Here is a 14010-nt window from a genome sequence, read left to right as displayed (position 1 = left end):
TAAAAAGGCCCGCTGCGTATCCGTAGCGGGCCTTTTCTTTGAGGGATTGGCTGCTTAAAAGCCGATGCCTATCCGGATACCCGAGTTCAGCCGCTCACCGGCCTGCAGGGCGGTAAAATAGTCTACCCGCAGTATTTTGAATATGTGCTCGACGCCTACGCCAAGCTCGGCGTACTGGCCCGCTGTGGGCGTGTAGAGGTAGTTAAGCGTTGCTACCTCCTGCCACTTGAGCTGGCGGAAAGCGGGCAGCTTATTAAAGAAGAACCCGTTGAAATGGTGGCTGAAATGGCCCACTACATAGCGCTGAGCGGTGCTATAGCGGTAGTTGTCGAGCAGCTGGAACTGTTGCTCGAAGCTGATGGCCAAGGCAGTGCGGTTGCCGGCAAAGTGGCGGTAGTCGATAAACGTCAGGTCGGGTGTGCCCAGATAGGTGCCGGCCGTGCCGCTTAAGCGGGTTTCGCCAAACAAGCCAAAGCCCACTTCTTTCTGCACGCCCAGTTCCAACCGGGTAAAGCGTACATCGGAGCCCAGCACGTTGCGCAAGCCCTGCCGCAAGCCCAGGGAAAGCCGTGGGTAGCGCGAATTGTAGAGGTTAAACTTGCCATCGGGGCGGGTAACATACTTTTGCCCCGGCTGCCAGTTCAGACCTATATCAACCGTGACGGCACGGCTGCGGCCAAACCCCGTGCCCTGGGGCAACTCGGCCGCCTCGGGCTGGTTGGGAGTAAAAGCCCGGCCGGGCACGTCCCGGATCAGCTCCGCGGTGGTGTTGTACAGCTCCCGGCGGTCGGCGTAGCCCGCCCCCAGGTTCACGAAAAAGCCATTGAATGCCTCCGTGCGGTAGGTTAGCTCAACCCCGTCGCGCTGGTAGTACTTGTTGTAGTTGCGGTTGGCGAGCAGCGTGTAAGTAGTGTTCAGCAGGGGCGCATTGAAGGGCGTGTGCGGCTGGTTGTTGTAAGGGTCGAAATCCAGAATGGTGCGGCCCACGGCAAACCCCACCCGGCTAAAAGACTCGGGCCGGAAGGTGTAGCCACCGCGCAGGCTGGGGCTAAACTGCTTGCTGGAGAAGCCGTAGCGCAGCGCGGGCTCCAGGGAGTAGCTGCGGCGGTCTTCGTAGCGCTGAAGGAACGTGGCGTTGAGGTTGACAACCAAGCCTTCGACGGTGTTGTACACCATTTTGTCGGTCGGCGAGTCGACGGTGATGAAGCGGCGGCGGTAGGTGTTGCTGTAAGTATAGCCGCCAACAAGCACCCCAAAAAAGCTGGGCTTGTTGCGGATCCGGTCCATGGAATCCTGGTAGGGCTTGGATTTCTCAATCACCTCGACGCTGTCCTTCACCCGGTAATCCTTGACTTCCTCCTCGCTGAGTGGAATAGGCCGGATGGAGTCCCAGTAGGCTACGTCGCGCTCATTAGCACCTTTTTCAATTAGCATTACCTGGCCCTTGGGCATGGGAGCTAGGGCTACGCCCCCTTCAGGCAGCGGAATTTCTTCCTGAGCCTTGGTCCGGGCTTCGCGGCGGATGGAGCGGGTGGCTACGCGCAGCTGCGGCCGTTGCTGCTTGGCTTCGGCTACGGTTTCGCGGTGGGCGGGCTCATTGGCGGGGGGCGGCGTGGCCGCTACCACCGGCGGGTTGGGGTAAGTTGGCGTTACGCGGTAGTTAGACAGCACCGCATTGATGCTGCCATTGCCCTTGAAACCCAGCCCCCCGGCACTCAGGCTCACTTTCTGCGACTGAATAATCCAGGCCTGCGGATGGCCCGGGGCCGGGGCATACAAAATTTCGACCCGCATATTATCTACGTATTCGATGCCCGAGTTGGAGCCCAGGCTCAGGTCGAGGCTGTGCAGGCGCCAGGTGCCATCTTCGGCAATGTAGATGAAGCCCGAGAAAGCCGGGTCGATGCGGTGGCGCGGGGTCACCCGGATTTTGTTGATGGTAATGCCGTTTTGCTGGGAGGCGCCAACCAGTTCGTAGCGGTAAAACTGCATGGCATTCTGGGCCACCGGCGAAACGAATCCCCGCTCCGAAAAGCCGGATTGCAGCAGGTTGTCGTAGAAATTAAAATTCTTGGAAGCCCGGTTGAAGCTGAAGCCCTTGCTGCTGCCGCTTACCCGCGAGGAAATCATGCGTTCCTGAATCTTGTTGGGCTGGCGGAAAGTCATATCTGACACCGACTCGGACAGGTACACCACGCCGGGCTTGATGTCGGGCCCTACCTTCACGAGGCCCATTATTTTGCCCGGCACGTCGGTCAGGCGGATGATGGACTTGATGTACATGCGGGCTGTAAAAGCCGCCACTTCCGCCCGGTGATACTTGCGCCAGTCGATGGCGTGCTGCACAATGGCATAGGCCGGGTCCCGGTCAGAGGCCCGAATGAGCACTTCGCCCAGGTTGTAGTTTTCCGGTGTCAGGGTCACGTTCAGCACGGTGGCCGTGTCGCCAGCGGCGACGGTTACTTTTTCCACCCGCGGTTTGAAGCCTACGTACTGGAACACCATTTCGTACTGGCCCGCATCGAGGCGCAGCTGGTAGCTGCCTTGGTCGTTGGAAGCCGTGCTGGTGGCGGAGCCCCGCACGGCTACGTTGGCAAAGGCCAGGGGCTCACCTTTGGGGTCCGTAATCTTGCCCCGCACGATGCCGGCTTGGGCAGTTAATACAGCTAAGAATAAGGGCAAGAGTAGAAAATAACGCATCAGACGGGCATAGTTCACGGTGGTTGTGAAGGTAGATGAAATCCGGCAGCTAAAGGTTGTCTGCTGAGGGGTATGCTGCTGATAACTGGTAAGCCGGATTCATTGCCACCGACGAGCTTCGTCGCTCGGCACAAAAAAAAGGACGACCCTTGGGCCGTCCTTTTCTAGGTGTGTGTAGTGCTCGGAGGAAATTATACGAACAACGTCGTGCTGGCTGCCACGAAATTGCGGGCAATAGCCTTCACCTTTACGTAGTCCAAGGGTTCGTCGAATGCCTCTGAGGCTGCCGCTGCCGAAACGCCGCTGTCCGTCGTGATAGTACGGCCCGCCTGCACCACGTTGTCTTCGCCGGGGAAGGTGATACCGGTAGGAACTCCCGCGGGAGGCGGGTTCGTGCCAGGACCATAAACATCCGCCGTCGACGGGTTGGTTTGGGGAGAAGGCCCGCCGCCGTCGTTGCCCGAAATCCAGCTCTTGGGCGACACTTTCGGATCGGCGCCGGCCGGAGTGGTGGCCGAAGTGGGTCCACCCAGAACACCTGCTGCCAGGCCCCGGCGTACGGTGCGGATGTGGGACGAGTGGCGAGCTTCCACCGAGTGAATATTGAGGGCCGCTTCCAGGATGTCCTTGTTCGTCATCAGGAAGGGCGCACCGCCTTTGTAGGCCCGTACCCCCGTGTCGACGAAGGACTGGGCTACGCCGAAGTACAGGGCCGTACCGCCGGGCAGCAGGGCCGGCGCAAACGGACCGGTGCCGGAGCCTTTGCCACCGCTGTAGTCGAAGGCCGCCCGGCCGGGGTCAGGAATAGCGGCACTGCCCAAGGCTCCGCGCAGGGTTTTGATGTGGCCGCTTTCGTCGTTGCGAATCAGTTCGATGGCGCGGCGCTCGGGCTCCGGGATAAGGCCCGTCGTGTTCAGGCCCGTATCGTAGAAGTAAAACTCCAGGTACTCTAGGCTTAAGGCCAGGTTCAGCACGTCGTTCACCGATGGGCCAGCCGTCTGGCCATAGGCTTTGTTGAACAGAGCGGCTACAAAACCGGGGAGGGCGGCGGCGGAAAGCTTCTTGCCCATGCCCGTGAGGTGCTTGAACACGCGGCGGCGCGAGTCAAATCGTTCGTAGACTTCGGGGTCTACTTTTTCAATCTCAGTAATTAGTTGGAACAGATCCATAGCGAAAGGTCAGATTAAGGCGAAAAAGGATGACTACGGATTAGGCCAGGCCGCTCACGTTGAGTTTGGAGCCTTCCTGCAGAAACTGGTTCGCCGTCGTGATAACCTCGGCGGGCCGCTTCGATTTCTCCAGACCCGTGCCGTTGCCTACCCCTGGGGTAGAGGCGCTGCCAGTGGGCGTAAACAAGTCGACTACATCGCTGCCAACGAAGGTGTTGTAGCTCATCAGGTCGCGGATAAGAGCCGCGTGACGCGCCTCCACCGATACAATTTTACCGGCCAGGGCCAGATACACCGGGTTGGTAATATACCGTCCGGCACCGTTGTAAGCCGCTACGCCCAAATCCTCGAAGGCCATAGCAGCATCCAATACGCCCAGCTTCGTACCAGCTGGCGCCCCCGCCGCGCGCTTGCCCACATTGAAGTCAATAGCCGAGAAGTCGGGCGAGAGTTCTTTGATGATGCTGTTGGCGGGAATCGTGTTCTTGAAAAAGTCGCGGTGCGCTTTTTCGTGCGCGGCCAAGTCGGTCAGGATTTGGCGCTCGGCGCTGTTAGCACCTAGGCTTGTAAAGTAAGTACCGGTACCACCGGCTATTACCTGGGCGTAGAACGCAGCTTCGAGTTGCTCAAGGGCATAGGCGTAGTTGAGGACGCCGATGTCACTGGTGCCGACGTTGACCGTGTTATTAGCATTGGGGTCAACATTGTCATCATCGTCGCTGCAGCCGTTCAGGACGAGGCCGGTCAGGGCCAGACCGGCGCCGGTGTAGCGTAGAAAGTCGCGGCGCGGCAGGGCGTTCCGCAGCCCGCCAGAAGATTTGTCCTCTAGTTGGGCAGGATAAGTTTGTTTAGTCATAGTGCGTTGGCGTTAGTGTGAGTAACTTGCTTAGCACCTACGCGACTAGTTGTCCGACCTAGCCTTTCTCAAGGAGTAAATACGTATTAAATCAGTCGAAATACGTATGCTGCGCATTCGGTTAGTAAAGACTACGCAGAAAGATTACGTTTAAATAGCAAATCCAGGCCTATAAGTAAATACGTACTTCCAGCCTTGTTCTCAGCCCTATGGGTAGCGGCGGGCTTTCAAAGAAAAGCTTGACTTTGGGGTAATGGAACTGCGCCGGCGGTGTTCAACGATAAGTAAACCCGCATCAGGGGGTGCCCGCTCAAGTAGGTCCTCAGCAGCAGAACCAGTAGCTTGCCCACCGAACGCCAACCTTGTCTGGTGCGTTACCTTAGGAGCTGACGCTTATTCGTCGGCCCGGCTTATGTATTCGATGGATCAACCCAAAAAGAAATTTTATACGCCCGGTGAGGCCCTGCCCAAAATTGCGGCTTACTGTGCCTACCAGGAGCGCACGACGAAGGAAGTTGAGGCCAAGCTCCGGGAGTACGGACTAACCGAGGACGAAGCCGGCGAAATCATTATCCGCCTGAGCCGCGAAAAGCTGCTGGATGAGGAACGCTTCGCCAAGTCGTTTGTGCGGGGTAAGGTTGGCATCAAGAAATGGGGCCGCCGCCGCATCACCCAGGAGCTGAAGCAGAAGGGCCTGTCGGAGTACTGCATCAAGGTTGGGCTGAAAGAAATTGATGGCGACGTGTACTATCAGAACCTGCTGGACACGCTCGAAAAACGCAACCGGGTGGAGAAAGAGGGCAATCAGCGCCTGCGCCGCCAGAAGCTAACCATGTTCCTGACCGTGAAGGGCTACGAAAACGACCTGATTAAAATGGCCCTTGATGACCTGGGCAAGGAAGCGGAGGAAGAGTAAGCCGCCGCTTAGCATTCTGTACTCCGGACTTGGAAGTGTTAACGCCGGGCCGGCACCTGGGGCGGGGCGGTCTGCTGGGTAAGAACAACCCGGCGGCCGGTCATGGTTTCGAGCATGGGCCGCAGAATCTGCTCGGCATTCAGGGTAGTTTGGGCCAGGATGCCTGATTGCAGGGCGGCCCGCTGCACATTCTTTTCGGCGTACTTATAGCCCTCATCGACCAGTTCGGCATCGTTGAAAAACGAGTTCTGCGTACTGTATACCCGGCTCTGGCTATGGTCGACCTGCCAGGTGCACAGCTCAGCCGCCGGCAGGGCCACGCGTACCACCGAGTCGCCCTCAAATACCACGTCCTGGGGCTTGACTTTGCGCAAATCGAGGCAGCCAATGGCGTTGCCGGCCACAATCAGGGCCACTTTCGAATCGGGCAAAAACCGGTAGGTACTCTTGCGGTATTCCACCACATCCTTGAACTGGTAACGCACCAGCTCCAGGCGGCCCAGCGCCTCTATCTTGGTCAGCACCGTGTTGTGGGTCACCGTCACGCGCGGCTCCGGGTCAAGTGGGTTGCTGAAGTCGAAGAGGCGGGGCTGTACTTTCTTCCACAGAAACCACCCCAGGCCAACCAGAAAAAGCAGGGGCAGCAGACGGCGAAGCAAACGGGTAAGGGGCATAGGCGAAAAGCGGGGAGCAGAGCGGAATGAGAAGAATACGGTTCAGGTTAACGTTTGGCTGCCCGCAGTAGCATACGTGGGCCACCAGGCACTGCGGTGGCCGAACCGTTGCCGAAACCCCTGCCAGCCCTGCAAACCACCCGTATGCACCGCCACCACCGTGCTGCCCACCGCAAAACGACCTTGCTCAATTAGCGCCAGCAGCGCGAAAAGCAGCTTGCCCGTATAGATGGGGTCGAGGAGAATGCCGTGCCGCAGCTCGAAAGCTTGAATAAAATCCAGCAGTTCGGCGGAGAACGAGGCGTACCCACCGAAGTGGTAGTTGGTCAATAGCTCCCAGTTGTCGTAGGTTTTGCCCGTGGCTTGCCGGGTCAGCTGCTGGATGTCGTCTCGTAGAAACCCACCGTTCTTCAGGGCCGCCACGCCCAGGGCCGTGCGCTGCCCCCCCAACCCCGTGAGCAGGCCGGCCAGCGTGCCGCCCGTGCCGCAAGCCACAGCCACGCAGTCGAAGTCAGTTTGGAAGGCCAGCTCCGTTATCAGCTCGGCGCAGCCCGGTAGGGCCAGCGTGTTGGTTCCGCCTTCGGGTAGCACGTAGGCCGGGCCCGTTTCGGCCAGCAGCGTGGCCATTACCTCCGGCTCATGCTTGCGGCGGTAGGTTTCCCGGTCGAGGTAGTGCAGCTGCATGCCATCGGCGGTGGCCCGGTGTAGGGTTGGGTTCAGCGGCCAGGTCGGCTCCCCTCGGATCAGGCCCAGGGTGCGGAAGCCCTGGAGGCGGCCGGCCGCAGCTACGGCGGCTATGTGGTTGGAAAAAGCCCCGCCAAAGGTCAGCAGCGTATGGTGGCCCTGCTCTTGGGCGGCCAGCAGGTTGTACTTGAGCTTACGCCACTTGTTGCCGGGCAGGTCGGGGTGGGTCAGGTCGTCGCGGCACAGCAAGAGTCGCACCCCGCGCTGAGTAGCTATTGGCTCCTGAAGTTCCTGAATCAGCATAGGGCTGGGGAGAAAAGCGTGTGTCGTGGCGAGGCGCCGCCGCGGCAATCCGCGCTCTAAAATGTGCGGAGCTTGCTGACGTGAAAAGCCCTTTATTCCAGCTGGAGTAAAGGGCTTTTAGGTAAAAGAACGAGTCGTACTGCGCAGCGGACGGAGTGACGGCGCTTGATGCGCGGAATGTCGTTCTTCCTCGCAAGGATATACTGCTACGGCGGGGCCGCGCCATGACGCACCGTTTATGCGGCTAGGCGTACTTCCTGTTCGGCCGGTGTCGTGGGCTTACGCTTCAGGGAGTAGAGAATAGTGCCCAGCAGCGCCAGGATCAGCAGTACCGAGGATACCAGCGACACCGTGTTGCCGATGGCATATTCCTTGGGCTCGAATTTGAAATCGATGGTGTGGGTGCCGGCCGGTACGGGCAGGGCCCGCAGCACGTAGTTCACGCGCTGGTGCGGCACCAGCTTGCCGTCGATATAGGCGTTCCAGCCATCCTGGTAGTAGATTTCCGAGAACACCACAAAGCCATCCTGCACGGCCGTGGCGCGGTAAGTCAGGGCGTCGGGCGAGTAGGCCGTCAGGGCAATGGTGGAGCCGGCCGCGTTGTAGGTCGTCTTTTCCAGCGGAAACTTCGAGGCGTCGATGACGGCCGTGGTAGCCACGTTCAGGTTGGTGAGAGCCGCAATTTCCTGGTCGGGGTTCTGCACTTTCTGCACTTCACTCACAAACCAGGCATTGCCCAGGGCGCCGGGGTTGCGTTGTACCGGCTGCTTCGGGTCGCCGGTAATGATGTAGCGCGTGTTGAGCATGGCCAGCACCTGGGTGTTGTTGGCCGAAATCTGGCGCTCAATCAGATCCTGGTAGCGGCGCAGCTTGGCCCCGTGGTAGCCGCCGATGCTCTTGTGGAAGTACGACGTGTTGGCTTCGTTAAAGGGGTTTTGCAGGTTGAGTACCCGGTAGCTCAGGTCCTTGTCCTGCAGAATCTGCTGGTCGGCGGCCGTGGGCACAAACTGCTGGGCAATGGTTTCGCGCTGGAAGTTATTGTCGTTGAGGTAGCGCTTATCCACGCCCCAGAGGTCGACCAGCGTCAGGGCACCAACCAGCAGCGCGGCCATGGTTACCGAAAGCTTACGCTGTAAATAAAAGTACAGCACGCCGCCGGTCAGCAGCACAAACACCAGCGTCCGGAGCACGTCGGTGTGCATCAGGCTGGCGCGGTCGGCCCGTAGCGCATCCAGCGGGAAGCCCTGCTGCTGCAGCTGCGCATCGATGGGAGAGGCAAAATCGGCGCCCAGGCCCGCCAGGTAAGCCAGTACGCAGATACCGGCCGTGATACCCACCGCGTAGAGCAGCTTGCGCTTCAACTCGGCCGTTTCGGGCGAGGCCACCGGCTGCCCGCTCAGCGCGGCCAGGCTGGGGTGGGTGCTGGCCCCGGCTACCGGGGCCACGGCGGGCTGGGGACGCAGGATACGGGCCAAAGCCAGAATGGCCAGCAGAGGCATGGCCAACTGGGCAATAATGAGGGCCATACTCACCGAACGAAACTTGTTGTAGCCGGGGAAATAGTCGAACATCAGGTAGTTGAAGGTCTCGAAATTCTTACCCCAGGCCAGCAGGATCGACAGAATGGTGCCCACCAGCAGCCAGGTGCGGGTCCGGCGCTCGGCCACGAACAGGCCGAGGATGAACAGGAAGCATACCACGGCCCCGATGTACACCGGGCCGCTGGTGCTGGGCTGGTCGCCCCAGTAGAGCGGCAGCTGCTGCAGATACTCGCGTAGCTGCACCGGCGGAATGCCAATACCCGCCAAGGCCTTGCCCGTGGTAGAGTTTTCGCTGAGCGAACCGGCGCTGGCCCCGCCGTAGTAGTTGGGAATCAGCAGGGTAATGGTTTCGCCCACGCCGTAGCTCCAACCAAAGGCGTAGTCCCGGTCGAGGCCGTTGCCGACGCCGTCTTCGCCTGCGGCCGGGGCCTGGGCGGTAGCCGACGGAGCCGGGGTGGTCAGCTCCGACTTACCCCGGATAGAGTACTTGCCGTATTCGGCCGTCACGTAGAGGCGGCCGAAGCTGACGCCCACGGCCAGCACCGCGGCGGCCGCCAGCAAGGCCGTCCGGCCGAAAAAGTCACCCAGCCGCTTTTCGCGCAGGGCGCCAATCAACTCGATAACCCCGAATACCAGTACCAGCAGCAGCAGGTAGTAGGTAATCTGCAAGTGGTTGGAGCGCACGTTCATGGTTAGGCCCAGGGCAAACAAAGCCGCCCCCAGCCACCGGTTGCGGCGGAACGTGACCAGCAAGCCGCCCAGCACCAGCGGCGCGTAGGCCAGGGCCAGCGACTTGGTATTGTGGCCCGCCGCCAGAATAATCAGGTTGTAGCTGGTGAAGCCCAGCGCAATAGCGCCCACCGCGGCCAGCAAAGGCCGCACGCCCAGCGCCACAAACAGCACGTAGCCGCAGAGCAGGGCCAAAAAAAGATTGGCGACTACCGCCGGCAGGTGCAGGGTAAAAATCTGGTGCAGGTAGATGGACAGGTCGCCGGGGAAACGGGTGCTGATCAGGTAGGTCGGCATGCCCGAGAACATGGAGTTGGTCCACAGGGCTTCTTTGCCGGTTGCTTCCCGGTAAAGCTGGGCTTCGTGGGCCCCACCGTTGAACTGCACCACGTCGTGCTGCGCCAGGGTTTTGCCGTCGAACAGAATCGGGGAGAAGTACACGGCCGCCAGTACGAAGAAGAACACGATGGCCAGCAGGTGGGGCAGCAGCCGGCGCCACAGCGGCACCGCCGGAGAAGAAACAGTAGTCATCAGACGAAAAAAGAGTCGGAAAAGGGCCCGCCTGGCGTACGCACACGTCAGGTAGCCCGAAGGTAGCCCGTTTATTTTATTTGAAGAACGCTTGGAAGGCAGATTAGTGCCCGTCGGGTAGGCTGCCGACGGCTAGGCTCTTCTCCCCGCATGCGAAGGAAAGCGGAATATTGCGTAGCCCAGCGGGGGGAGGAGCCGCTGGTTTCTGCTGCCCAGAGCCAAGGGACAAAAGCGGTAGTCGGCGTGGCAAAAGAGTGACTTTTGCCGGAGTCGTGGCCTTAGGCCACCCGGCGCGGCTTGAACAGGTGGCCCGAATTGTACAGAACCACGGACAGCAGAATGACGGCATAGGCAATAATCTGCTTGAGGCTGGCTTTTTCACCGTAGTACAGAAAAGCCAGGGCAAAGCTGACAATCGGGTTCAGGTACATCAGAATGCCCACGGTGCCCGATGCCAGGGCGTTGAGCGCAAACAGGTTCAGAAACAGCGGAATAACCGTAAACCCCACGCTTAGAACGCCCGCCATCAGCAGCAGGTAGCCATCCTGGAAGCCAGCGGCCGGATCAGCTCCCAGCAGCTGGGCCGCGGGCAGAATCACGAGGGCCGCCAGTAGCAGCTGCACCGTGAGCAGCACCAGGCGGTCGTAGCCCTGCAGCTTGCGCTGGCTAATCAAGTAGGAGGCATACGTAAAGGCCACCACCAGGCTCATCAGCACGTTTTGCCAGGCTCCCGCCCCCAGCAAGGCGCAGCTCAGCGCGCTCAGGCCAATAGCCAGCCACTGAATGGGCTGCAGCTTTTCGCCCAGCACTACAAAGCCCAACAGCGCGGTCAGAATGGGGCAGATGAGGTAGGCAAACGAGCCCGCCTGCACGCTCACCTGATTGACGACATAAATAAACAGCAGCCAGTTGCTGGTTAGCAGGGCGCCGCCCACCACCGTGCTGAAGCCCACGCGGCGCCGCTCGGCCGGGGTGGCGCGCTGCCACTGGTGCCAGGTGGCTAGCAGCGTACTGCGCCGCGCCGTCAGGTTGATAATCAGCAGCAGGGCCAGGGAAAGCAGCACTCGGAAAAACAGAATCTGGCCGCTGCTGTAGCCGGCCATCATCCGCAGGGGAAGCGGAAAAAAGCCCCAGATCAGAAAGGCCGCCAAGGCGGCCACATGGTGGCGGGAGAGTTTCAAGGACAGGTACTAAGTAAGAAAGTTTGCAAAGGTACGCCAGGGCAGGCGCTGAGTGGTACCTGGAGTGGTAATTTGGCCTGAGTTCCCGCTGGGGCTGCCTGGGCGGCTTGCGCGGCGGCCCGCCCAAAACCCTGCTACCTTTGCCGTGGTTTTCCTTCTGCCATGCTGCTTTTCTCCGACCTCCCGGCCCTGACCAACGGAATCCTGCTTCAGGAGGCCACCGTCCCGACCCGCATTCAGCACCTGTTGCTCGACAGCCGCCGCGTAGGCCAGCCCGCCGGCTCCCTGTTTTTTGCCATTCGCGGGGCCCAGCACGACGGCCACCGCTACCTGCCCGACCTCTACCAGCAGGGAGTGCGCCTGTTCGTGGTCGACCAGCCCGCTCATATTCCCGGCGGTATCTCGGCCTTTCCGGAAGCCAGCTGTTTAGTAGTGCCCGACACGCTAGCGGCCCTGCAGGCCATTGCTGCCCACCACCGGCGGCAGTTCCGGATTCCGGTGTTCGGCATCACCGGGTCCAACGGCAAAACTATTGTGAAAGAGTGGCTGGCTCAGCTGCTGAGCTCCGATGAGCTGATCTGCAAAAGTCCGCGTAGCTACAACTCCCAGGTGGGGGTGCCGTTGTCGGTGTGGGAGCTGAATGCGACGCACACGGTGGGTATCTTCGAGGCGGGCATCTCGGAAGTTGGCGAAATGGCCCGGCTGGCGCAGGTCATTCAGCCCACGCTTGGCATTTTTACGAATCTGGGCACGGCCCACGACGCGGGCTTTGCTTCGCCGGCCGAGAAGGTGGCGGAGAAAATGACGCTGTTTGGCGACGTAGATACTTTGTTCTACTGCCGCGACCATGAGGCCATTCACACCGCTGCGCAGGCCCGGCTTGGGGCAGGCCGTACTTTTACCTGGAGCCGTCATCATAGCTACGATACTCACGTCGCGGTATCGGTGCTCGAGGCCTCGGCCGGGCGTACGGTGGTGCGCGTAGTGCTGGAGCGGCCCCTCAAGCAAGAACACACCTTTACGCTGCCCTTTGCCGATGAGCCTTCCGTGGAAAATGCGCTGCATGGTCTTACGGTGCTGCTCTGGCGGCAGGTGCCGGCCCCCGAAATCCAACGCCGCCTCGACCGGCTCCAGCCCGTGGCCATGCGCCTGGAAATGAAGCAGGCCCTAAACGACTGCTACGTACTGGACGATACCTATAATAACGACCTGGCCGGGTTGCGTCTGGCCCTCGACGTGCTGGCCCGCCAGCCCCGCCGGGGCCACCGCACCCTGATTCTGTCCGACGTGTTGGAATCAGGCTTGCCCGCCGCCGAGCTTTACGCCCACGTGGCGGCCTTGCTGCCCCCGCACGGCGTCGAGCGGCTGGTGGGCATCGGTCCCGAAATCGGCGCCCACCAGGCCGTTTTTGCCAAGGAGAAAGTAGAACTATATCCTACTACCGAAGCTTTTTTGGAGGCTTTCCGGCCCGAGCACTTTCATCAGGAAACCATTCTGGTGAAAGGAGCCCGGCGCTTCGGCTTCGAGCGGATAGTGGCGGCCTTCCAACAGAAAATTCATGGGACGGTGCTGGAAGTAAACCTCGATGCGCTGGTGCACAACCTGAATTTCTACCGGGCCCGCCTACAGCCCGGCACCCGGCTGATGGTCATGGTCAAGGCCTTTGCCTATGGCAGTGGCAGCTACGAAGTGGCCAATCTGCTGCAGTTCCACCGTGCCGATTATTTGGCCGTGGCCTACGCCGACGAGGGCGTCGAACTGCGGCAGCATGGCATCAGTCTGCCCATTATGGTCATGAACCCGTCGCCGGATTCTTTCCAGAAAATGCGGCAGTATCATCTGGAGCCCGAAATCTATTCCTTCGAGCGGCTGCAGGAATATCTGCGAGCGGCTCAGGAGCAGACTATGCCTGCCATTCACCTCAAACTCGACACTGGTATGCGCCGCCTGGGCTTTGCTGAGGAGGATATGCCCGCGCTAGGGCTGTTGCTTCAGGAAAACGCGGCGCAGTTGCGCGTAGCCAGCGCCCTGACCCACTTGGCCGGCGCCGACGAAGAGCAGCACAACGACTTTTCGCGCCAGCAGTTGGCCGCTTTTCAGCGGATGGCGCCCCAGGTAGAGGCCGCCCTGGGCTACGCTATTATAAAACACGCCCTGAACTCGGCCGGTATCGTGCGCTTTCCCGATGCGCACTACGACATGGTGCGGCTGGGCATCGGGCTTTACGGCGTGGAAGCCAGTGGGCAGCAGCCCGAGGCCCTACGGCCCGTCAGTAGCTTGCGCACCACCATTTCCCAAATCAAAACCCTGGCCCCGGGCCAAACCGTGGGCTATGGTCGGCGGGGTGGCCCCGCCGACCATGAGCGCCGCATTGCCACGCTGGCTATTGGCTACGCCGACGGCTACGACCGGCGCTTCGGCAATGGGGTAGGAGAGGTTGTGATTTGGGGGCGGCGGGCGCCTATAATCGGCAATGTGTGTATGGATATGTGCATGGTCGATGTTACCCATATTCCGGCCGCCCGGCCCGGCGACCCGGCTGTGGTATTTGGGGAGGAGATGCCCTTGCGCGAAGCCGCTGCCCGTATCGGCACCATTCCGTATGAGCTGTTGACCAACGTGAGTGAGCGGGTGAAACGGGTGTTTTTTGCCGAGTAGAGCCAAGGATAGAAGGGCTGCTGGTCCAACCTGCACAGTAATTCTGCGTAAGACCTCCCCACTTGCCT

Annotated in this window: 9 protein-coding genes; 2 read left to right on the top strand and 7 right to left on the bottom strand. The window is 60.5% G+C overall.

The genetic code is table 11. The features are described 5' to 3' along the window. Nucleotides 1-54: 54 nt before the first annotated feature. The 3 genes from E5K02_RS15955 to E5K02_RS15945 all read right to left on the bottom strand — a co-directional run bounded on the left by E5K02_RS15955 (nt 55) and on the right by E5K02_RS15945 (nt 4725). Nucleotides 55-2682 (bottom strand): DUF5686 and carboxypeptidase regulatory-like domain-containing protein, encoded by a 2628-nt coding sequence (locus tag E5K02_RS15955; protein ID WP_167856439.1) that lies wholly within the window; start codon nt 2680-2682, stop codon nt 55-57. A 209-nt stretch (nt 2683-2891) separates the two neighbouring features. After that, a complete protein-coding gene (locus tag E5K02_RS15950; RefSeq protein WP_135396211.1) occupies nt 2892-3869 on the bottom strand; it encodes a ferritin-like domain-containing protein in 978 nt (325 codons plus the stop codon). Between the two features lie 40 nt (nt 3870-3909). Beyond that, nucleotides 3910-4725, bottom strand: coding sequence for a ferritin-like domain-containing protein (locus E5K02_RS15945; protein ID WP_135396210.1), 816 nt, complete (start codon nt 4723-4725; stop codon nt 3910-3912). A gap of 421 nt (nt 4726-5146) precedes the next feature. Here E5K02_RS15945 and E5K02_RS15940 point away from each other — a divergent pair, with 421 nt between their 5' ends. Then, complete coding sequence (locus E5K02_RS15940) at nt 5147-5641, top strand: regulatory protein RecX (protein ID WP_135396209.1); 495 nt, start codon at nt 5147-5149, stop codon at nt 5639-5641. Nucleotides 5642-5679: 38 nt separating this feature from the next. Here E5K02_RS15940 and E5K02_RS15935 read toward each other — a convergent pair whose 3' ends face one another. From E5K02_RS15935 to E5K02_RS15920, 4 genes are all read right to left on the bottom strand, one after another. Beyond that, nucleotides 5680-6315: a DUF4230 domain-containing protein gene (locus E5K02_RS15935; RefSeq protein WP_135396208.1), complete on the bottom strand. Its 636-nt coding sequence runs from the start codon at nt 6313-6315 to the stop codon at nt 5680-5682. A gap of 42 nt (nt 6316-6357) precedes the next feature. Next, nucleotides 6358-7302, bottom strand: coding sequence for a 1-aminocyclopropane-1-carboxylate deaminase/D-cysteine desulfhydrase (locus E5K02_RS15930; RefSeq protein WP_135396207.1), 945 nt, complete (start codon nt 7300-7302; stop codon nt 6358-6360). 236 nt (nt 7303-7538) lie between these two features. Beyond that, a complete protein-coding gene (locus E5K02_RS15925; protein ID WP_135396206.1) occupies nt 7539-10103 on the bottom strand; it encodes a YfhO family protein in 2565 nt (854 codons plus the stop codon). 278 nt (nt 10104-10381) lie between these two features. Beyond that, complete coding sequence (locus E5K02_RS15920) at nt 10382-11284, bottom strand: EamA family transporter (RefSeq protein WP_135396205.1); 903 nt, start codon at nt 11282-11284, stop codon at nt 10382-10384. A gap of 162 nt (nt 11285-11446) precedes the next feature. On the opposite strand from E5K02_RS15920, the gene E5K02_RS15915 reads away from it, so the two are divergent. After that, nucleotides 11447-13942, top strand: coding sequence for a bifunctional UDP-N-acetylmuramoyl-tripeptide:D-alanyl-D-alanine ligase/alanine racemase (locus E5K02_RS15915; protein WP_135396204.1), 2496 nt, complete (start codon nt 11447-11449; stop codon nt 13940-13942). Nucleotides 13943-14010: the final 68 nt, after the last annotated feature.

Source organism: Hymenobacter metallicola, from assembly GCF_004745645.1.
Taxonomy (GTDB): domain Bacteria; phylum Bacteroidota; class Bacteroidia; order Cytophagales; family Hymenobacteraceae; genus Hymenobacter; species Hymenobacter metallicola.
Note: the sequence above shows the minus strand (reverse complement) of the source record. Positions and strands in the feature narration are given on the sequence as shown.

Bases quoted from the DNA above. Each gene is read 5' to 3' on its own strand.
- E5K02_RS15950 (WP_135396211.1), bottom strand. From the start codon at position 3,869: ATGGATCTGTTCCAACTAATTACTGAGATTGAAAAAGTAGACCCCGAA.
- E5K02_RS15945 (WP_135396210.1), bottom strand. From the start codon at position 4,725: ATGACTAAACAAACTTATCCTGCCCAACTAGAGGACAAATCTTCTGGC.
- E5K02_RS15940 (WP_135396209.1), top strand. From the start codon at position 5,147: ATGGATCAACCCAAAAAGAAATTTTATACGCCCGGTGAGGCCCTGCCC.
- E5K02_RS15935 (WP_135396208.1), bottom strand. From the start codon at position 6,315: ATGCCCCTTACCCGTTTGCTTCGCCGTCTGCTGCCCCTGCTTTTTCTG.
- E5K02_RS15930 (WP_135396207.1), bottom strand. From the start codon at position 7,302: ATGCTGATTCAGGAACTTCAGGAGCCAATAGCTACTCAGCGCGGGGTG.
- E5K02_RS15925 (WP_135396206.1), bottom strand. From the start codon at position 10,103: ATGACTACTGTTTCTTCTCCGGCGGTGCCGCTGTGGCGCCGGCTGCTG.
- E5K02_RS15915 (WP_135396204.1), top strand. From the start codon at position 11,447: ATGCTGCTTTTCTCCGACCTCCCGGCCCTGACCAACGGAATCCTGCTT.